General features: G+C 73.8%; 19 protein-coding genes. 12 read left to right on the top strand and 7 right to left on the bottom strand.

Going from position 1 to position 19,201, the window contains the following annotated elements; genetic code table 11:
* Window positions 1-128: 128 nt before the first annotated feature.
* On the top strand, window positions 129-929 hold the full coding sequence (locus tag KBY47_RS30575; RefSeq protein WP_210926857.1) for a type II CAAX endopeptidase family protein: 801 nt from the start codon (window positions 129-131) through the stop codon (window positions 927-929).
* Between the two features lie 49 nt (window positions 930-978).
* Here KBY47_RS30575 and KBY47_RS30580 read toward each other — a convergent pair whose 3' ends face one another.
* The 3 genes from KBY47_RS30580 to KBY47_RS30590 all read right to left on the bottom strand — a co-directional run bounded on the left by KBY47_RS30580 (window position 979) and on the right by KBY47_RS30590 (window position 2,942).
* The gene (locus KBY47_RS30580) at window positions 979-1,788 is read right to left on the bottom strand and encodes a PhzF family phenazine biosynthesis protein (RefSeq protein ID WP_210926859.1); all 810 of its coding nucleotides are present in this window, start codon (window positions 1,786-1,788) and stop codon (window positions 979-981) included.
* 122 nt (window positions 1,789-1,910) lie between these two features.
* On the bottom strand, window positions 1,911-2,378 hold the full coding sequence (locus KBY47_RS30585; RefSeq protein WP_210926861.1) for a Crp/Fnr family transcriptional regulator: 468 nt from the start codon (window positions 2,376-2,378) through the stop codon (window positions 1,911-1,913).
* A gap of 102 nt (window positions 2,379-2,480) precedes the next feature.
* Window positions 2,481-2,942 (bottom strand): pyridoxamine 5'-phosphate oxidase family protein, encoded by a 462-nt coding sequence (locus KBY47_RS30590; protein WP_210926863.1) that lies wholly within the window; start codon window positions 2,940-2,942, stop codon window positions 2,481-2,483.
* A 203-nt stretch (window positions 2,943-3,145) separates the two neighbouring features.
* Here KBY47_RS30590 and KBY47_RS30595 point away from each other — a divergent pair, with 203 nt between their 5' ends.
* From KBY47_RS30595 to KBY47_RS30625, 7 genes are all read left to right on the top strand, one after another.
* Window positions 3,146-3,844, top strand: coding sequence for a response regulator transcription factor (locus KBY47_RS30595; protein ID WP_210926865.1), 699 nt, complete (start codon window positions 3,146-3,148; stop codon window positions 3,842-3,844).
* A 102-nt stretch (window positions 3,845-3,946) separates the two neighbouring features.
* A complete protein-coding gene (locus tag KBY47_RS30600) occupies window positions 3,947-5,674 on the top strand; it encodes a GAF domain-containing sensor histidine kinase (RefSeq protein WP_210926867.1) in 1,728 nt (575 codons plus the stop codon).
* 113 nt (window positions 5,675-5,787) lie between these two features.
* Complete coding sequence (locus KBY47_RS30605) at window positions 5,788-6,693, top strand: universal stress protein (protein WP_210926869.1); 906 nt, start codon at window positions 5,788-5,790, stop codon at window positions 6,691-6,693.
* A 28-nt stretch (window positions 6,694-6,721) separates the two neighbouring features.
* Window positions 6,722-7,744 carry an alcohol dehydrogenase AdhP gene (gene adhP / locus KBY47_RS30610; RefSeq protein ID WP_210926871.1) on the top strand — a complete coding sequence of 341 codons (1,023 nt, stop codon included), beginning with the start codon at window positions 6,722-6,724 and terminating at the stop codon, window positions 7,742-7,744.
* A gap of 5 nt (window positions 7,745-7,749) precedes the next feature.
* Window positions 7,750-8,610 carry a universal stress protein gene (locus KBY47_RS30615; protein WP_210926873.1) on the top strand — a complete coding sequence of 287 codons (861 nt, stop codon included), beginning with the start codon at window positions 7,750-7,752 and terminating at the stop codon, window positions 8,608-8,610.
* Window positions 8,611-8,954: 344 nt separating this feature from the next.
* Window positions 8,955-11,339: a phosphoketolase gene (locus KBY47_RS30620; protein WP_210926875.1), complete on the top strand. Its 2,385-nt coding sequence runs from the start codon at window positions 8,955-8,957 to the stop codon at window positions 11,337-11,339.
* Window positions 11,340-11,418: 79 nt separating this feature from the next.
* Complete coding sequence (locus tag KBY47_RS30625; protein WP_210926877.1) at window positions 11,419-12,048, top strand: PadR family transcriptional regulator; 630 nt, start codon at window positions 11,419-11,421, stop codon at window positions 12,046-12,048.
* 64 nt (window positions 12,049-12,112) lie between these two features.
* Here KBY47_RS30625 and KBY47_RS30630 read toward each other — a convergent pair whose 3' ends face one another.
* Together KBY47_RS30630 and KBY47_RS30635 are read right to left on the bottom strand one after the other, a co-directional pair.
* Window positions 12,113-12,541 (bottom strand): SRPBCC family protein, encoded by a 429-nt coding sequence (locus KBY47_RS30630; protein WP_210926879.1) that lies wholly within the window; start codon window positions 12,539-12,541, stop codon window positions 12,113-12,115.
* Between the two features lie 119 nt (window positions 12,542-12,660).
* Window positions 12,661-12,849 (bottom strand): hypothetical protein, encoded by a 189-nt coding sequence (locus KBY47_RS30635; RefSeq protein WP_210926881.1) that lies wholly within the window; start codon window positions 12,847-12,849, stop codon window positions 12,661-12,663.
* A 198-nt stretch (window positions 12,850-13,047) separates the two neighbouring features.
* On the opposite strand from KBY47_RS30635, the gene KBY47_RS30640 reads away from it, so the two are divergent.
* The 3 genes from KBY47_RS30640 to KBY47_RS30650 all read left to right on the top strand — a co-directional run bounded on the left by KBY47_RS30640 (window position 13,048) and on the right by KBY47_RS30650 (window position 15,885).
* Window positions 13,048-13,617 (top strand): Clp protease N-terminal domain-containing protein, encoded by a 570-nt coding sequence (locus KBY47_RS30640; RefSeq protein WP_308405353.1) that lies wholly within the window; start codon window positions 13,048-13,050, stop codon window positions 13,615-13,617.
* 107 nt (window positions 13,618-13,724) lie between these two features.
* On the top strand, window positions 13,725-14,729 hold the full coding sequence (locus KBY47_RS30645; RefSeq protein ID WP_210926885.1) for a DMT family transporter: 1,005 nt from the start codon (window positions 13,725-13,727) through the stop codon (window positions 14,727-14,729).
* A 214-nt stretch (window positions 14,730-14,943) separates the two neighbouring features.
* Window positions 14,944-15,885 carry a DMT family transporter gene (locus KBY47_RS30650; RefSeq protein WP_210926887.1) on the top strand — a complete coding sequence of 314 codons (942 nt, stop codon included), beginning with the start codon at window positions 14,944-14,946 and terminating at the stop codon, window positions 15,883-15,885.
* 110 nt (window positions 15,886-15,995) lie between these two features.
* Here the strand turns inward: KBY47_RS30650 and KBY47_RS30655 are convergent, their stop codons facing one another.
* Window positions 15,996-16,685: a pyridoxamine 5'-phosphate oxidase family protein gene (locus KBY47_RS30655; RefSeq protein WP_210926889.1), complete on the bottom strand. Its 690-nt coding sequence runs from the start codon at window positions 16,683-16,685 to the stop codon at window positions 15,996-15,998.
* 35 nt (window positions 16,686-16,720) lie between these two features.
* Between KBY47_RS30655 and KBY47_RS30660 the strand changes: the two genes are divergently transcribed.
* Window positions 16,721-18,055, top strand: coding sequence for an aminotransferase class I/II-fold pyridoxal phosphate-dependent enzyme (locus KBY47_RS30660; protein ID WP_210926890.1), 1,335 nt, complete (start codon window positions 16,721-16,723; stop codon window positions 18,053-18,055).
* 158 nt (window positions 18,056-18,213) lie between these two features.
* Here the strand turns inward: KBY47_RS30660 and KBY47_RS30665 are convergent, their stop codons facing one another.
* Complete coding sequence (locus KBY47_RS30665; protein ID WP_210926892.1) at window positions 18,214-19,155, bottom strand: DMT family transporter; 942 nt, start codon at window positions 19,153-19,155, stop codon at window positions 18,214-18,216.
* Between the last annotated feature and the right edge of the window lie 46 nt (window positions 19,156-19,201).

A 19,201-nucleotide genomic window follows, 5' to 3' on the forward strand; every position in this document is an offset into this window, starting at 1 on the left:
GGGCCACCCGGGCCACCCGCGCCACCCGGGCCACCGCGACCATCCGTCGGGGTCGCCCCCCGATTCTGCCGACGCGAGGGCGAGCGGCGAAGATGGGGGCCTGGCGGACGGTCTGAGCGGAGGCGGGTGTGCGGGTGGAGGCGGTTTCGGGGGCCGGATCACTGCCGGGGGATGATCTCTCGCGGCGCCGGTTGCGCGACGAGACGCTGCTGGTGCTGGCCGTCTCACTGGGGGCGAGCGGAGTCTCCGCCCTGATCAGCTTCGTCGGGTCGGTGACCAGGCCGGGCGGGCTCAAGGACCAGGCGGCCACCCTCAACGCCTCGGCGGCGCCCGGGCGGCCCTGGCTGGACCTCGCCTGGCAGCTCTTCGGGATCGCCACGGCGCTGGTGCCGGTGGCGCTCGTCGCGCACTTCCTGCTGCGGGAGGGCCGCAGTCTGCGCACCCTCGGCTTCGACCGCACCCGGCCGTGGTTCGACCTCGGGCGGGGCGCGGTGATCGCCGCGGTGATCGGCAGCAGCGGGATCGCGTTCTACCTGGCCGCGCGAGGGCTCGGCTTCAACCTCACGGTGGTGCCGGAGGCGCTGCCGGAGGTGTGGTGGAAGTACCCGGTGCTGATCCTCTCGGCGATCCAGAACGCCGTGGTCGAGGAGGTCATCGTCGTCGGCTACCTGCTGCGCAGGCTGGGGCAGCTGGGCTGGTCGCCGGGGGCCGCGCTGATGGGGAGTTCGGTGCTGCGCGGCTCGTACCACCTGTACCAGGGCATCGGCGGGTTCATCGGGAACCTGGTGATGGGCGTGGTGTTCGTCTACCTGTACCGGCGCTGGGGGCGGGTGGGGCCCCTGGTCGTCGCGCACTCGCTGCTCGACATCGGGGCGTTCGTCGGCTACGGGCTGCTGGCAGGGAAGGTGGGGTGGCTGCCCACGGCGTGAGCGGCCGGGCAGGGCGTACGACGGTCTCGTACGCCCTGCTGCGTGTCGGCTACGCGTGCAGCTCGCCGTCGATGACCGTGACCGCGCGGCCCGTCAGCAGGGTGCGGTCGCCACGCAGACCGGTGCGGACCCGGCCGGAGCGGGGCGAGGCCTGGAGGCCGGTGAGGTCGGGGTGGCCCAGACGCCCGGACCAGTGCGGGGCGAGGGCGGTGTGGGCGCTGCCGGTGACCGGGTCCTCGTCGATGCCGACGTTCGGGAAGAAGCAGCGGGAGACGAAGTCGTAGCCGCGGGCCGGGTCCTCGGCGCGGGCGGTGGCGATGATGCCGCGGGCGGAGTAGGCGGCCAGCGACCTGTGGTCCGGGCGCAGCGCGTGCACGGTCCGCTCGTCGGCCAGCTCCAGCAGCAGGTCGCCGACGTGCGGGCCGGTGTCGTAGGCGGCGAGCGGCTCGGCGCCCAGCGCGTCCGCGACGCCGTCCGGGACGTCGACGGCGGTGAGCGGGGCGGTGGGGAAGTCCAGGGTGATCGAGCCGTCCTCGCCGGGCGTGGCGATGAGCACGCCGCTGCGGGTGGCGAACCGCACCGGTCCCTGGTGGGCGCCCGTGGAGTGCAGTACGTGGGCCGTGGCGAGGGTGGCGTGGCCGCACATGTCGACCTCGGTGGCGGGGGTGAACCAGCGCAGCGCCCAGTCGGCGTCGCCGCCCTCGGGGAGGTGGTGCGCGAACGCGGTTTCGGCGTGGTTCACCTCCATCGCCACGCTCTGGAGCCAGGCGTCGTCCGGGAAGGCGTCCAGCAGCAGGACACCGGCCGGGTTGCCGGAGAAGGGGCGCTCGGTGAAAGCGTCGACGACACGAATTCGCATGCTCCGACGCTAGGCCCTGTCGTCGAATCCCCGCCTGCCCGGCGGAGCCTGGCACGCACCCCCGGGGGCGGGCCATGGCCGATTCGGTGGTTCTGGACTCGTTCGCGGTGCCGGTGCCTCGTTCAGCCGGTGCCGGTGCCCGCTCCGTAGGGGGCGTACAGGTCGAGGAGGCGGGTGCGGGCCGAGCGGAGGCGGTGGGCGAGGACGTCACCGACCCAGCGGGCGACGCTGTTGCCGAGGGCGGGGTCGTCCTGGCACAGGGAGCGCACCGCGGTGGCGTCGAACTCGTAGGCGCGGACCGGGGAGGTGGCGACGGCACCGAGGTGCCAGACGTGCGGGGAGAACAGCCAGGACCAGCCGATCAGCTCGTTGTGGCCGAGGGACTCGATGACGGCGGGGCGGCGGCCGGGCACGTGCATGTCGAGTTCGACGGTGCCGGTACGGATGATCCAGAACCGGTCCGCGCGCCCGCCCTCCTGGAAGATGCGGGTGCCCTGCGGGAAGGCCACCTCGTGGGCGAGCCGCATCAGCCGCTGGCGGTGCTCCAGGGGCAGGGCCCGCAGCATGCTGGGTGTGGGCGGGGTGTTCATGGGGCCTCCTGGGCGAGGGGTTCGGCTGTCCTCAGCTTGTCCCGGCACCGCGTGTCCCGCGTGGGCCGACCAGCCCCCTTCGCCGCGCCACTGGGCCTTCACTCACCCGCCGTCGCGGGCCGTGAGGCGGATGCCCGTGACCAGGTCGGGGCGGATCCGCACCGCGTGGTCCATGTCCAGGGACGGCGGCGCCCACGGGCTGAGCAGGGACTTGAAGCGGGCCAGCTCCACCGGATCGGTGACCTGGTACGCGTAACCGGTGACCACCACGCTCCAGCCGAGATGGGTGTCCGGGTCGATGGCGTCCGCCTCGTAGGCGACGACGACGCCGTGGCCGTCGGACCCGCGCGCCACCGACGTCAGGGCCGCGCCCTCATGGGTGCGGATGATGATGTCGCCCGCGTCGAGGACGTGGTTGACGGGCCGGACGGTCGGCAGGGCGTGCCGGGTGAAGACGATTCTCCCCAGGGACACGCTGCCGAGCAGCCGCAGGGCCTCCGCGCTGGCGAGTTCGATGCTCTGGCGGGGCCCGGCGGCGACGGTCCGGGCGTGGTCGAAGGTCATGGCTGCTGCTCCGAGGGCTTGGTCCGGCTCATGGAACGACGTCCGGGTCGCCGTCCGCCAGGGCCGAACGGCCCCCGTCGGCGACGCACGCACGGATCAGGGCCGATCGGCCCTGGCCCTTCGCCCCTGGGTGCGGGCAGGATGGGGGAGAAGGTGCGGCCCCCGCCGCACCGCGGTCGAACAGTGGAATCAGGAGCGCATTCATGGCGGACAGTGAGCAGAGCGGCCCCGGCACCCCCATCCGGGTCTTCCTGCTGGACGACCACGAGGTGGTACGCCGCGGAGTGCACGACCTGCTGGACGACGAACCGGACATCACCGTGGTCGGCGAGGCGGCCACCGCGGAACAGGCCCTCGCCCGGGTGCCCGCGCTGCGCCCGCAGGTCGCCGTGCTGGACGTCCGGCTGCCCGACGGCGACGGTGTGAGCGTCTGCCGTGAGCTGCGCTCGCGGATGCCCGATCTGGCGTGCCTGATGCTGACGTCGTTCGACGACGAGGAGGCGCTGCTGGACTCGATCATGGCCGGTGCCTCCGGCTATGTGCTCAAGCAGATCCAGGGCTCGGACCTCGTCTCCGCCGTCCGTACGGTGGCCAAGGGACAGTCGCTGCTCGACCCCAGCGCCGCGACCAAGCTGATGGCGCGGCTGCGCGGCGGCCAGGAGCAGGAGACCGAGGTCGACGTGCTGCCGGGCCTGACCGGACGCGAGCGCGAGATCCTCGCGCTGATCGGGGAGGGCCTCACCAACCGGCAGATCGGGCAGCAGCTGTTCCTCGCCGAGAAGACGGTGAAGAACCACATCTCCCGGCTGCTGGCCAAACTCGGTGTGGAGCGCCGCATCCAGGCGGCCGTGATCGCCACCCAGGCACAGGACCGGCTGCGGCAGAACGGCGGCGGCCACTGAGCCGGACCGACGGCGGAGTAACTTCTTTCGCGTCCGCGCATTAACGTGTCCTCTGATCGGCACATCATCTTCGGTGCGCCGCGCGATCTGGAGGAAGCACAGGTGGGAAGCTCCGACGAGCCCCGGGAGGCGCGGGTACAGCTGCCGCAGCTCAGGCTGGACGAGCTGCTCGAGGAGCTACAGGCCCGCATCGACGCCGCCCGCGGCACCCGGGACCGGGTGCACAGCCTCCTGGAGGCCGTGCTCTCGGTCGGCCGTGAACTGGATCTGGAGCAGGCGCTGCGCCGGATCGTCGAGGCCGCGGCCGTCCTCGTCGACGCCGAGTACGCCGCCCTGGGCGTGATCGGACCGGACGGCAAGCGGCTGTCGGACTTCCACACCGTCGGGGTCAGCGACGAGCAGATCGCCAGGATCGGCCCCTTCCCGGAGGGGCACGGCATCCTCGGCGAGCTGATCCGGCACCCGGAGCCACTGCGCCTGGCGAAGCTCTCCGACCACCCCGCCTCGTACGGCTTCCCGCCGCACCACCCGCCGATGAACTCCTTCCTCGGCGTCCCCATCCGGGTCCGCGAGCAGGTCTTCGGGAACCTGTACCTCACCGAGAAGCGCGGCGGGGCGCAGTTCGACGAGGAGGACGAGTCGGTCCTGGCGACCCTCGCCGTGGCCGCCGGGGTCGCCATCGACAACGCCCGGCTCTACGAGGAGTCCCGGCTGCGGGAGCGCTGGCTCCAGGCCAACGCCGAGATCACCCACGGGCTGATGTCGGGCACCGAACGCGCGGAGGTGCTCGGCCTGATCACCGGCCGGGCGGCGGAGATCACCGGCGCGGCGCTCGCCGTGTTCGCGGTCCCTATGGAGGACACCGGCACCCTCGCCGTGGAGGTCGCCGTCGGCAAGGAGTCGGAGAAGCACCGGGGACTGGTGCTGCCGGTGCGCGGCACCCTGATGGGGGAGGCCTTCGCCGGAGCCGCCCCCGTGATCAGCCGGGACGCCTCCAACGACGAGCGCATCTCGGCCGGACCGCCGCGCTTCACCGGCCTCGGCCCGGCCGTGGCCGTCCCCGTCGGCACCGGTGAGGGCGGGGTGCAGGGCGTGGTCCTGCTGGTGCGGGAGTCGGACCGGCAGCCGTTCTCCGAGGAGGAGATCGAGCCGTTGCAGGGCTTCGCCGCGCAGGCCGCGGTCGCCATGGAGCTGGCCGAGCGCCGGGCGGACGCCGCGCAGATCGCCGTGCTGAAGGACCGGGACCGGATCGCCCGGGACCTGCACGACCTGGCCATCCAACGGTTGTTCGCCACCGGGATGACGCTCCAGAGCGCGGGCCGGTTCATCGAGCACACCGAGGCCGCGCAGCGCGTGGTGCGCGCGGTGGACGACCTGGACGAGACCATCAAGATCATCCGGTCGACGATCTTCGGGCTGCGGGCCCGCGACGGGGCGGCCGGGCCCGGCCTGCGGTCCCGGGTGGTGCGGGTCGTCGGCGAGGCGGCACCGGTGCTCGGCTTCGCGCCCAGCCTGCGCATGGAGGGTCTGGTCGACACCCATGTGGGGCGCGAGACGGCCGACCACGTCGTCGCCGTGCTCTCCGAGGCGCTGACCAACACCGCCCGGCACGCGCACGCCGACCGTGCCGACGTGGCGCTGGAGACCGACGGCCGCGAGGTCCGCCTGACCGTGTCGGACAACGGCGTCGGCATCCCCGCCGAGGGGCGCCGCAGCGGACTGCGCAACATGGCCGAGCGCGCCCAGCAGCTCGGCGGCGACCTCGAACTGAGCAGCCCGCCCGGTGGCGGCACCACCCTGGTGTGGCGGGCGCCGGTGGCGGCGCAGTAGCACCCCCGCTCCGGTGGGGCCGGTCGGCCCCGGCCGGGGACCTGCGGCCCCTGCACCGCACCCCTCCTCCCGCCTGATCCTGGAGTCACACACCAGGTCAGGGGAGGAAAACCATGGAGCGCATCGTCGTCACCGGACTCGACGGATCCGCGGAGAGCCGGGCGGCCGCCGAGTGGGCGGCCCGTGAGGCGCAGTTGCGCGATCTGCCGCTCAAGCTGGTCCACGTCTGGGAGCCGGTGCCGGAGCCGATGGCGCAGGCCCCGCTGCTGGGCGCCGAGACCATGCAGCACTGGAGCGAGCGCATCCCCCGGGACGCGGTGGACGGCCTCCGGCTGCGCCACCCCGGTCTCCAGGTGTCGGCCGAACAGGTGCCCGGCGGTCCCGCCGAGGTGCTGACCCGCGTCGCGGGCGACGCCGAACTGCTGGTGCTCGGCTCCCGCGGGCTGAGCGGCGTCGGAGGCTTCATGGTGGGCTCCGTCGGCCTGTCCGTCGTGGCGCACGCCGAACGGCCGGTGGTCCTGGTCCGCGCCGGGGAACAGGCCGCCGACGAGCACGAGCCGGACCCGGCCGGCATCCCGTCCGCCGCCACCGCGTACCGGCCGGTCGTCCTCGGCCTCGACGTCGACAGCGCGGACGAGGCCCTGCTCCAGTTCGCCTTCGAGGCCGCCGCCGTACGCGGCACCACCCTGCGTGTGGTGCACGGCTGGAGCCCGTCGCCGTACGAGGTCTACAGCCTCAGCGTCAGCCCCGAGACCCAGCAGCTGCTCGCCGGGCAGCGGGCCGTCGCGCTGGCCGCCGCACTGGAGCCCTGGCGCGCCAAGTACCCGAACGTCGAGGTGGTCGAGGAAGCGGTTGTCGGGGTACCCGCCCACCATCTGGTGGACGCCTCCCGCACCGCCTCGCTGGTGGTCGTCGGCCGCCGGATCAAGCGGCGCCGGTTCGGCGCGCGCATCGGGGCCGTCGCCCACGCCGTCCTGCACCACGCCGCCGCGCCCGTCGCCGTCGTCGCGCACCACTGACCCGCCCCATCACGCAAGGAGTCCCGTCATGAAGGCAGCCGTTGTCCGAGCGTTCGGCGAGCCCCTCGTCATCGAGGAGCGTCCCGACCCCGAGCCGGGCCCCGGCCAGGTACTGGTCCGGGTGGAGGCCTCCGGGCTCTGCCACACCGACATCCACGCCGCGCACGGCGACTGGCCGGTGAAGCCGAACCCGCCGTTCGTGCCCGGCCACGAGGGCGTCGGCCTGGTCGAGCGCCTGGGGGACGGCGTGACGCACCTCTCCGTCGGCCAGCGGGTCGCGGTGCCGTGGCTCGGCCGGGCCTGCGGCCGGTGCGAGCACTGCCGTACCGGCTGGGAGACGCTGTGCGAGCAGCAGATCAACACCGGGTACGGCTGCGACGGCGGGTACGCCGAGAAGATGCTTGCCTGGGCCGACTTCGCCCAGCCCGTGCCCGACGGCGTCTCCGCCCTCGACGCGGCGCCGCTGACCTGCGCCGGAGTCACCACGTACAAGGCGCTCAAGGTCGCCGGGGTGCAGCCCACGCAGCTCGTCGCGATCTCCGGCGTGGGCGGCCTCGGGCACCTCGCCCTCCAGTACGCGAAGATCGCCGGGGCCACGGTCGCCGCGATCGACGTCACCGACGAGAAGCTGGAACTCGCCGCCGAACTCGGCGCCGACTTCGTGATCGACGCCCGCAAGGACGACGTGGCCGAGGTGCTCAGGCAGCACGGCGGAGCGCACGCCGCGATCGCGCTGGCGGTCAACGAGGCCGCGTTCGAGGCGGCGTACGCCGGACTGCGGCGCGGCGGGAAGCTCGTCATGGTGGCGCTGCCCGCGCACGGCACGGTCCGGGTGCCGATCTTCGACACCGTCCTCAACGGAACCTCGGTCATCGGCTCCATCGTCGGGACCCGGCAGGACCTCGCCGAGGTCTTCCAGCTGCACGCGGCCGGACGCACCCGGGTGGTCCGCGAGAGCCGCCCGCTCAGCACCGTCAACGACTCCATCGAGGACGTGCTGCGCGGCGACGTCCGCGCCAGGATCGTCTTCGACATGGGCGCCGGGGGGTGACCGCCGTGGACTTCCCGCTGGTCGTCGGCGTAGACGGTTCCGAGCCGAGCCTGCGGGCCGTGGACTGGGCGGCCGACGAGGCCGCCCGGCGCGGCGTCCCCCTGCGGGTGGTGTACGCCTCGCTCTGGGAGCGCTACGAGGGACCCGCACCCGGGTACCACGCCTCCCACGTCCGGCCGCGCGGCGACGATGTCGTGGAGGTCGCCGGGCGCCGGGCGAGCGACCGGCAGCCGGACCTGAAGGTGACCGTCGAGGTCGTGTCCGAGGAACCGGAGTACGCGCTCGTCCGGGAGGGACGGCAGGCCACCGCGGTGGTCGTCGGCACCCGCGGCCACGGCGGCTTCGCCGGGGCGCTGCTCGGCTCCGTCAGCGTGACGGTGGCCGCCAACGCGCACTGCCCCGTGATCGTGGTGCGCGGCGGCGACGCCACCCCCACCGGCGGCCGGATCGTGGTCGGCGTCGGCGAGGGCGCCGAGACCGCCGCGACCGTCCGCTACGCCGTCGAGGCCGCCCGGCTCCGCGGGGCACCCCTCGAGGCGGTACGAGCCTGGCGGCGCCCCGTCCGGGACACGACCGGGAACCCGCTGCGCGCCGGAGGACCGGCGGGACCGGCGTACGAGGAGGAGGCCGCCCTGACGCTGGACGAGGCGCTGCGGGACACGGGCGACGACGTGCGGGTGATCCGGCGCACCGTCGAGGGCCACGCCCGCCGGGCCCTGGTCGACGCCTCCCACGACGCCGCGCTGGTGGTCGTGGGGGCCAGGCGGCGCGGCGGCCGCTTCGGGCTCCAGCTCGGCCGGGTCGCCCACGCGGTGCTGCACCATGCGGCCTGCCCGGTCGTGGTGGTGCCGCAGCGGGTGGCGTGACGGGGCGCGCTCCTTCGGGGCGGGGGTGCTGGCGGAGGTGCCACCGGTGCCGGTCGCCGTGCTGCCCGAGGGGTGGCGTGGCCGTGGCCCGCGGTCGTGCCTGAGGAGGGAGGGCGACCGTCGTAGGCCGTTGTAGGCCGTGCCACTGGCGGCCGTGGTGCGGCGCGGGTGGCGTGACCGGCGGATTCGGGGGCACCCCGTGGCGGCCCATGCCCCCGAGCGGAATTCGGTGGCCTCGGGCGGATAGCGGCCGGGGAGGTGCTGGTACCCATCCCTGGTGCGGGGCAGTGTTCCCGGCAAGCGCCCGACGACTCATCTCGACGACGACCGACGGAGCTTCATCCATGCCCACGGCAGACGACCAGGACAGCCGAACCGTGCTGACCGACGACGAAGTGCGCCGACTCGACGCCCACTGGCGGGCGGCCAACTACCTGGCAGCGGGCCAGATCTACCTGCTCGCCAACCCGCTGCTCACCGAGCCGCTCCGGCCCGACCACATCAAGCCGCGGCTGCTCGGCCACTGGGGCACCTCACCCGGGCTCAACCTCGTCCACACCCACCTGAACCGGGTGATCCGGGCGCGTGACCTGGACGCGCTGTGCGTGTGGGGACCCGGGCACGGCGGACCGTCCGTGGTGGCCAACTCCTGGCTGGAGGGCAGCTACAGCGAGACCTACCCGGACGTGTCGCGGGACGCCGAGGGGATGGCGCGGCTGTTCCGGCAGTTCTCCTTCCCCGGCGGGGTACCGAGCCATGTCGCGCCGGAGACGCCCGGCTCGATCCACGAGGGCGGCGAACTCGGCTACGCCCTGGCCCACGCCTACGGCGCCGCCTTCGACCACCCCGACCTGCTGGTCGCCTGTGTCGTCGGCGACGGCGAGGCGGAGACCGGCCCACTGGCCGCCTCCTGGCACTCCAACAAGTTCCTCGACCCGGTGCACGACGGCGCGGTCCTGCCGATCCTGCACCTGAACGGCTACAAGATCGCCAACCCGACGGTGCTCTCCCGGCTGCCGGAACCGGAACTCGACGCCCTGCTGCGCGGCTACGGCCACGACCCCCTGTACGTCGCCGGCGACGACCCCGCCCAGGTGCACCGCGACCTCGCCGCGACCTTCGACCGGGCCCTGGACCGCATCGCCGGGATCCAGCGCGCGGCACGCGGGGGCGGGGCCACCGAGCGGCAGCCCTGGCCGGTGATCGTGCTGCGCACCCCGAAGGGCTGGACCGGCCCGGCCGAGGTCGACGGCGACCCGGTGGAGGGCACCTGGCGCGCCCACCAGGTGCCGCTGCCCGGCGTCCGGGAGAACCCCGAGCACCTGCGGCAGCTGGAGGCCTGGCTGCGCTCGTACCGCCCCGAGGAGCTGTTCGACGCGGCCGGGCGGCCCGTCGCGGACGTCCTGGCCTGTGTGCCGGACGGCGCCCGACGGCTGGGCGCCACCCCGTACGCCAACGGCGGGCTGCTGGTCCGCGACCTGCCGGTGCCGTCCCTCGACGACTTCGCCGTGCCGGTCGACAAGCCGGGCGTCACCCTGCACGAGCCCACCCGGGTCCTCGGCGGCCTCCTCGAACAGGTCATGCGGGACAGCGCGGCCCGCCGGGACTTCCGGCTGGTCGGCCCCGACGAGACCGCGTCCAACCGGCTCCAGGACGTCTTCGGCGCCACCGGCAAGGCCTGGCAGGACGCCACCCTGCCGGTCGACGAGCACCTGGACCGGCACGGCAGGGTGATGGAGATCCTCTCCGAGCACCTGTGCCAGGGCTGGCTCGAGGGCTATCTGCTGACCGGGCGGCACGGACTGTTCTCCTGTTACGAGGCGTTCGTGCACATCGTCGACTCGATGGTCAACCAGCACATCAAGTGGCTCAAGACCTCCCGGGAGCTGCCCTGGCGCGCCCCGATCGCCTCCCTCAACTACCTGCTGACCTCCCATGTCTGGCGGCAGGACCACAACGGCTTCTCCCACCAGGACCCCGGCTTCGTCGACCACGTCCTCAACAAGAGCCCGCAGGTGGTCCGGGTCTATCTGCCGCCGGACGCCAACACGTTGCTGTCCGTGGCCGACCACGCGCTGCGCAGCCGCGACTACGTCAACGTCGTCGTCGCCGGGAAGCAGCCCTGCTACGACTGGCTGACCATGGACCAGGCCCGCGCCCACTGCGCGCGCGGCGCCGGGATCTGGGAGTGGGCCGGGACCGAGAACGGCGGCGAACCGGACGTGGTGCTGGGCTGCGCCGGTGACGTGCCCACCCAGGAGGTACTGGCCGCCGCCCAGCTGCTGCGCCGGAACCTGCCGGACCTCGCGGTGCGGGTCGTCAACGTGGTCGACATGACGACCCTGCTGCCGCGCGAGGAGCATCCGCACGGGATGACCGACTTCGAGTACGACGGCCTCTTCACCGCCGACAAGCCGGTCATCTTCGCCTACCACGGCTATCCCTGGCTGATCCACCGGCTCGCCTACCGCCGTACCGGGCACCCGCACCTGCACGTGCGCGGCTACAAGGAGTCCGGGACCACGACCACACTGTTCGACATGGTCGTCCGCAACGACCTCGACCGCTACCGCCTGGTCATGGACGTCATCGACCGGGTCCCCGGCCTCAGGGTCCGCGCCGCGGCGGTGCGCCAGCAGATGGCCGACGCCCGTACCCGCCACCACGCGTGGATCCGCGAGCACGGCACCGACATGCCCGAGGTGGCGGAGTGGAGCTGGGGGGCCTGACCGGGGTGTTTGCCATGCGAAGTATTCCGATATATCGTTGAGACATCGCGATGGATCAACGATGGATGGAGTGATGGCGATGCGTCCCCATGGACACGAGTACGGACACGAGCGTGGACACGGCCCCTTCGCGCAGGGCGGTCGCGGCGGCTTCGACGGACGGCGTGCGGCCTTCGGGCCCTTCGGCCCGGGTGGGCACGGCTTCGGGCCCGGCGGCCCGGGTTTCGGCCCCGGCCCCTGGGGGCGAGGACGCGGCGGACCCCGGGGCCGGGCGCGGCGGGGCGACGTACGGGCGTCGATACTGGCGCTGCTCAAGGACCGGCCGATGCACGGCTACGAGATGATCCAGGAGATCGCCGAGCGCAGCGGCGGGGCGTGGAAGCCCAGCCCCGGTTCGGTGTACCCCACCCTCCAGCTGCTGGAGGACGAGGGGCTGATCGCCAGTGAGACCGAGGGCGGCAAGAAGCTGTTCTCGCTCACCGAGACGGGCCGCACCGCGGCCGAGGAGGGTCCGGAGGCGCCCTGGGAGGAGGCCTCGCGCGGCGTCGACTGGGAGGCCCTGACGGAGATCCGCCAGGCCGGGTTCGGTCTGATGGAGGCCTTCGGCCAGGTCTGGAAGACGGGCAGCAAGGAGCAGCGCGAGAAGGCGCTCGCCGTCATCAACGAGGCCCGCAAGAAGCTGTACCTCATCCTCGCCGACGAGGACTGAGCCGCGTGGAGTGGGCGCCCCCTGGTGTACGCCAGGGGGCGCCCACGCGCGCGTGGCGGTGCCCTCAGGTCACCAGCGCGGCCAGCTTGCGCAGCGACTCGTTCAGGGCGGCCGTCGCCGAGTCCTTCAGCCTGCCCGCCATCAGGGACACCGCGGCGCCCGTGAACTCCCCGTCGATACGGACCGTCGTGCCCCCGTCGTCGGGCGTCAGGGTGTAGCGGGTGGCGACCGTCACCGACATGGGGCCCTTGCCGCGGATGGCCAGCACCCGCGCGGGCTCCACCTCCTCGACGGTCCACACGACCTCGGCCGGGAAGCCCATCAGCTTCATGTTCTCCTCGAAGGCCGCGCCGGTCTCCAGCACCTCGGGGCCGCCCTTGGGGAAGCCGGTGTGGGTCGCGTTCCAGTCGCCGTGGGCGGGCCAGTCCACGAGTCGGGCCCACACCTTCTCGGCCGGGGCGGCGATGTGCGCCTGTGCGCTGACTTCGGCCATGCGGCCACCTCTTCCTCTCGGGCCGGGTGTCGCGGAACGTAGCCGCGAGGGCTCCAACGTTCAATACTGACGACGCGTCAGATGAGTGCGGCTACCGGCTCTCGGTGCCGTGGGCCGCCTCAGCCGACGCGTCGTATCAGCGCCGCGTCGAACAGGTCCCACGCGCGCGGGAAGGCGCTCTCGTCGTGGCAGTGCCAGGCCTCCCAGAACAGGTCGGCGAGCAGCGCGTCCTCCGGGGCGTACACCCGGTACACGTACTGTCTGCCGTCGACCGCCGGAAGCGCGACCAGCCAGCAACCGCTGTCCACGCCCTTCAATGACGTACCGCCGGACACGCCGGTTGCCTGCCGGGCGCATGGCAAGGCGACGCGCGCCCCTATGACGGTTTCGGCCTGATCTCATCCGTAAGGAGGAGATGTCGGCCGAGGATGTCCCCTTTCTGTGGGACGCGAAGATGCATCCCGCCGGGGATGACCCGATCTCCGGGGGCTGATGGGGTAGGGGATGTGCAACACCGGATCCCCCATCAGGTGCCCGCCGAGCCGGGCGCCCACCGCACGGACGACGACGCCAGGCTCAGTGCGGAGCTGGCCGCGGTGGTGGCGGGTGCCCGTAGACGGGCCCAGCGGGACGGGGACCGGCAGATCGACTCGGCGCACCTGCTGCACTCGCTCCTGGAGTACGACCCCGAAGTGCGCGCCCTCTTCGACGACGGGCCGCAGCTCGCGCGGCTGCTCGGCTATCTCGTGCAGCGCAGCATCGGCTACGGGCTGCGCTGGCAGGCCTCGGTCGAGGACTCGGGCGCCGTCCCCGTCGTCGCCCCCGCCGCCCCGGAGGCCGACGGGTGCTCACCGCTCGTCGTCGGCGCGATGGAGCGGGCCCGTGAGCGGTCCGCCGGGCGGAACGGCGAACCGGCCCGGGGTGTCGATCTGCTGGCCGCGGTCGTCGCGGAGCCGCGCTCGCGCGCCGTGGAGGTCCTCGGGCGGGCCGGGGTGGACGTCGGCGGGCTGCGCAGGGCGATCGGGGGCGTGGTGGGTGAGGTCGTCGTACGGCCCGTTCGGGGAGCCGGTCGGTAGGCGCCGTTCGGGACCGGCCGGTCCCGAACGGCGGCTGCGCGTGTACGCGTCCAGTCGCTGAGACAGGTGTCATCGGGGGTGACGCTCCTGTCGTCGCCTGTCATCATGTGCCGGTGCATACGTCCAACAGCAGTCAGGGCAGTCCTGGCAAGGGGCTCGGCCTCGGTCTCGCGCTCGGGTCGGCGCTCGCCTTCGGTGGCTCAGGGGTGGCGGCCAAGCCGCTGATCGAGGCGGGGCTCGACCCGCTGCACGTGGTGTGGCTGAGGGTGGCCGGCGCGGCCCTGGTCATGCTGCCCGTCGCGGTGCGGCACCGCGCGCTGCTGCGCCGCAGGCCCGCGCTGCTCGCCGGGTTCGGACTGTTCGCCGTCGCCGGTGTGCAGGCCTGCTACTTCGCCGCCGTCTCCCGGATCCCGGTGGGCGTCGCCCTGCTCGTGGAGTACCTGGCGCCCGCGCTGGTCCTCGGCTGGGTGCGGTTCGTGCAGCGGCGGCCGGTGACCCGCGCCGCCGCGGTCGGGGTGGTCCTCGCGGTCGGCGGCCTGGCCTGCGTCGTCGAGGTCTGGGCCGGTCTCGGCTTCGACACCCTCGGGCTGCTGCTGGCCCTCGGGGCGGCCTGCTGCCAGGTCGGCTACTTCGTCCTGTCCGACCAGGGCAGTGACTCAGGCGCCGACGCGCCCGACCCGCTCGGGGTCATCGCCTACGGCCTGCTGGTCGGCGCCGCCGTGCTGACCCTGGTGGCCCGGCCGTGGGGCATGGACTGGGCGGTGCTCGGCGAGAGCGCGTCCATGGACGGCACCTCGGTCCCGGCGGTGCTGCTGCTGGCGTGGATCGTGCTGATCGCCACCGTCGTCGCCTATGTCACCGGCGTGGTCGCCGTGCGCAGGCTCTCACCGCAGGTCGCCGGGGTCGTCGCCTGTCTGGAGGCGGTCGTCGCGACCGTCCTGGCCTGGATCCTGCTCGGTGAGCACCTCTCCGCCCCGCAGCTCATCGGCGGTGCGTTCGTGCTGGTCGGCGCGTACATCGCGCAGTCCTCGACGCCCGCGAGGGCGGCGCCGGAGCCGGTCGCCGCGGGCGGCGCGGAAAGGGATGTGGCGACGAGGGGCACGGCGGTCTAAGGTGTCGATCATGCATTCGGACGCACGCGTTCTCCCGCCCCCGGCCGCCTGAGGCGGGCGGTCCTTCACGGCTGACGCCCGGTGACCGGGGATCGACTCCCCGACCACCGCCGGGACGCGCCGTGCTGCCCGCAGACGAAGTCCGCGGACCCCGCCGTCGGGCGGCGGTCCTTCGCCGAACTTCCGCGCATCTCGCGCACTGCGGAGAGAACACGTGTCCACTGTTGCTTCCGGCCTGCCCGTCGGGCGAGGCCTGCTCTATCTGATCGTCGCCGGCGCCGCCTGGGGCACCGCGGGCGCCGCCGCCGCACTGGTCTACCGGACCAGTGACATGGGCTCCGTCGCCCTGTCCTTCTGGCGCTGTGCGGCCGGGCTCGCGCTGCTGGCCGCCGCCCGGCTGCTGACCCCTCGCGCGCGAGGCGCCCGCACGGTCGCGGCCCCGCGGTCGGGCCGTCGTACGGCGCTGCGGATCGGCGCCACCGGTCTGGGCCTCGCGGTCTTCCAGACGGCTTACTTCGCCGCCGTGTCGGCGACCGGGCTCGCCGTGGCGACCGTGGTCACGCTCGGCGCCGGGCCCGTGCTGATCGCGCTCGGGGCGCGGCTGACCATGGGGGAGCGGCTCGGCCGGGCCGGGGCCTTCGCCGTGCTCGGGGCGCTCGCCGGACTCGGGGTGCTGGTCGTCGGCGACGGTGCCGCGACCGTACGGCCGTCGGGGGTGCTGCTCGCGCTGCTGTCCGCCGCCGGGTACAGCGCGATGACCCTGCTGACCCGCTGGTGGGGCCGGGACGGGGCCACGGACTCCGCGCACACGACCGTATGGGCGTTCGCGGTGACGAGTGCCTGTCTGCTGCCGTTCGCCCTGGCGGAGGGGCTGGTGCCGGAGACCGCCGATCCGCAGCGGCTGCTGTGGCTGCTGGCGTACATCGCGGCGGTCCCCACGGCGCTCGCGTACGCGCTCTACTTCGCCGGGGCGGCCGTCGTACGGTCCGCGACGGTGTCCGTGATCATGCTGCTGGAGCCGGTGAGCGCGGCGGTGCTGGCCGTCGGTCTGCTCGGTGAGCGGCTCACCGCGGCCACGCTCATGGGCACCCTGCTGCTGCTCGGCTCGGTCGCGGGGCTCGCCGTGGCGGAGGCGCGCGGGGCGCGGGAGGGCTGAGGCCGACGTACGGCGCCCCGGGTCCGGTGGACGGTCCCGGGGCGCCGTGCGCTTTCAGCGGTCATCGCCGCCGGGTACGCGGTTCAGCTGGTCGCCGCCGGGTACGCAGTTCAGCTGGTCATCGCCGCCAGGTAGTCGGGGAAGTCGACGCCGGGGGCGAGGTCGGCGTTGGGGACGGGGGCCTCGTAGCCCTTGCGCAGGGGGAGGACGCCCGCCCAGTGGGGGAGGGCGAGGTCCCCGGGGTCGTCGTTGGCGCCGCCGGTGCGGAGCTTGGCGGAGACCTCGTCGAGGTCGAGGCGGATGACGGCGGTGGCGGCCAGCTCCTTCTTGTCGGCGGGCCGGGAGTCACGCGAGCGGCCGGGGACGACCTGGTCGACCAGCGCGTCCAGGGCGGTGCGCTTCTCGTCGGGGTCGGTGACGTCGTGCGCGATGCCGTGCACCACCACGGAGCGGTAGTTCATGGAGTGGTGGAAGGCCGAGCGGGCCAGTACCAGGCCGTCGACATGGGTGACGGTCAGACAGACCGGGAGGCCGGGGTCGGCCTTGCCCGTCATCCGCAGCGGGCGTGAGCCGGTCGAGCCGTGCACGTAGAGCCGCTCGCCGATCCGGCCGTACAGCGTGGGCAGGACGACCGGGGTGCCGTCGCGCACGAAGCCGAGGTGGCAGACGTAGCCCTCGTCGAGGATCGCGTGCACCAGCTCCCTGTCGTAGGAGGCGCGGTCGGCCGAGCGGGTGGGGACGGTGCGGTCGGTCGGTGTGTAGGCGGCGGGCCGCGACTGCGGCTCCCGGGTCCCCTGCATGGCGCTCTCCATTGCATTAGTGCATAATTGGCTTTGTGCTAGAAGATTATCCGATCAGTGGGCGGCGTGCAGCGGAGATTTCCGCCAGCGTGGAGCGCGCGGTGGGTTCGGGGCACCTCGAACCCGGGCAACACCTGCCGCCGATGCGGGAGTTGGCAGAGCGGCTCGGGGTGAACCCGAACACCGTCGCCGCCGCGTACCGCACCCTGCGGGAGCGCGGGGTCATCGAGACCGCCGGGCGCCGGGGCAGCCGTATCCGGGCGAAACCGGCCACCACCGGGCGCGAGGAGATCCGGGTCGACGTGCCCGAAGGCGTGCGCGACCTGTCCGACGGCAATCCGGACCCGGCGCTGCTGCCGTCGCTGGCGGCGGCCTTCGCGGCGGCGGCCGAGCGCGGCGACCGGGAGCCGGTGCTGTACGGGGCCGCCCCGGTCGATCCCGAACTGGCCCGGCTCGCGAGGGCCGACCTGGACGCGGGCGGCGTGCCGGACGGGCCGGTGACGGTGGCCTCCGGCTCGCTCGACGCCATCGAGCGGGTGCTCACCGCCCATCTGAGACCCGGGGACACGGTCGCCGTCGAGGACCCCGGCTGGGGCGGACTGCTGGACCTCGTCCCGGCGCTCGGACTGCGTACGCGTCCGGTCGGCTTGGACGGCGACGGGCCGCTCCCCGACGCCGTGCGTGCCGCCCTGGCGGGCGGGGCGCGCGCCCTGATCGTCACGGACCGGGCGCAGAACCCGACCGGGGCGGCGGTGAGCGGCGCACGCGCGCGTGCGTTGCGCTCGGTCCTCCTGGAGTACCCCGAGACGCTCCTCGTCGAGGACGATCACGGGCACGGCATCGTCGACCTGCCGCTGCATCCCCTGGCGGGCGGCACCCGCCACTGGGCTTTCGTCCGCTCGGCGGCCAAGGCCTACGGGCCCGACCTGCGGCTCGCCGTGCTCACCGGGGACGCGGAGACCCTCGACCGGGTGCGTGGACGGCAGCGGCTCGGCCCCGGCTGGGTCAGCCGGATCACCCAGGGGGCGGTGGCACGGCTGTGGGCCGTCGGCGCGGTGGACGCGCGGGCGGTGGCGGCGGCGTACGGCCGTCGGCGGGACGCGCTGATCGCGGCGCTGGCCCGGCGCGGGGTGCCCGCCCAGGGGCGCAGCGGCCTCAACGTGTGGATCCCCGTGCCCGACGAGACCGGTGCCGTGGCCCGCCTGCTGCACTCGGGCTGGGCCGTCGCCCCCGGCGCCCGCTTCCGCCTCGACGCGCCGCCCGGCATCCGCGTCACCGTCTCCACGCTGACGGAGGCGGAGACCGGGCCGCTGGCCGACGCGATCGCTTCGGCGGTCGGGGGGTGGGGGCCGGGGCGGAGCAGGGTGTAGGGGGTCTGCGGGGCTTCGGTGGATTTGCGGCGCGGGCAGGGGTGCGGTCTGCGCCTTTGCACACGCCGGGGCGAGCGGGCCGGCGGCAGGGGCTCGCGGCCTACGGGACTCAAGGCCCCGCGCCCGGCCCGGGCGCTACGATCCCCCGCGACACGGCGCTACGGTCGCATCCGTATCTGCGTCAGCGCCGCCCCCGCGACCACGATCACCGCGCCGACCGGGGTCGACCAGGTCAGCGGTTCGCCGAGGAGGGCGATGCCCGCGGCCGTGGCGATGACGGGGACGAAGTAGGTGACCGTCTGGGCCGTGGTCGGGCCGACCTCGGCGACCAGACCGTACTGGACGAGCATCGCGATGCCCGTGCCGAGGGCGCCCAGGGCGGCGATCGCGAGCAGCGGCAGGACGGGGAACCGGCTCGGCAGGTCGGTGAAGAGCGGGGTGACGACGGCCAGCTGGACCGTCGCCAGCAGCAGTTGGGCGCCGGTCATGGACAGGTGGGAGTGGCTCACCCCGGCCAGGGTGCGGCGGACGTAGATCCAGCCGATCGGGTAGCTGAGCGAGGCGAGCAGGGCCATCGCGGCGCCCGGCCCGTCCAGGCCCCGGAAGCCCTGCCAGGCGCCGAGGACGGTCAGGACGCCCAGGAAGCCCAGGCCGAGTCCGGCGACCCGGAGCCGGGTGGGCCGGTCCTCGGAGAGGGCGACCAGGGAAAGGGCCATGCCCCACAGAGGAGAGGTGGCGTTGCAGATGCCCGCCAGCGTGGACGGGATGGTCAGCTCCGCGTAGGCGAACAGGGAGAACGGCAGGGCGTTCAGGAAGAACGCGGCGACCGCCAGATGTCCCCAGGTCCGCGCCCCGCGCGGCAGCCGCTCGCGCTTGACCAGCAGGGCCGCCGCGAGCACCGCCGTACCGAACACCAGCCGCCCGAGGGTGACCTGGAAAGGGGCGTACGCCCCGGTGCCGACCTTGATCAGCAGGAAGCTGAAGCCCCAGACCAGGGAGAGGGCGCCCAGCCGCAGCCGCCAGTCGAGGCGGGGACGGGGGCCGGGAGTGGGCTCGGGCTGGGCGGTGGCCCGGTGTGCGGAGGTGGTCGCGGTGGTCATGGACGCAACGATGGGGCAGACGATCTCGTAGAACAAGCGAGAATTG

The sequence above is a fragment of the Streptomyces sp. B93 genome (assembly GCF_018070565.1).
GTDB lineage: Bacteria > Actinomycetota > Actinomycetes > Streptomycetales > Streptomycetaceae > Streptomyces.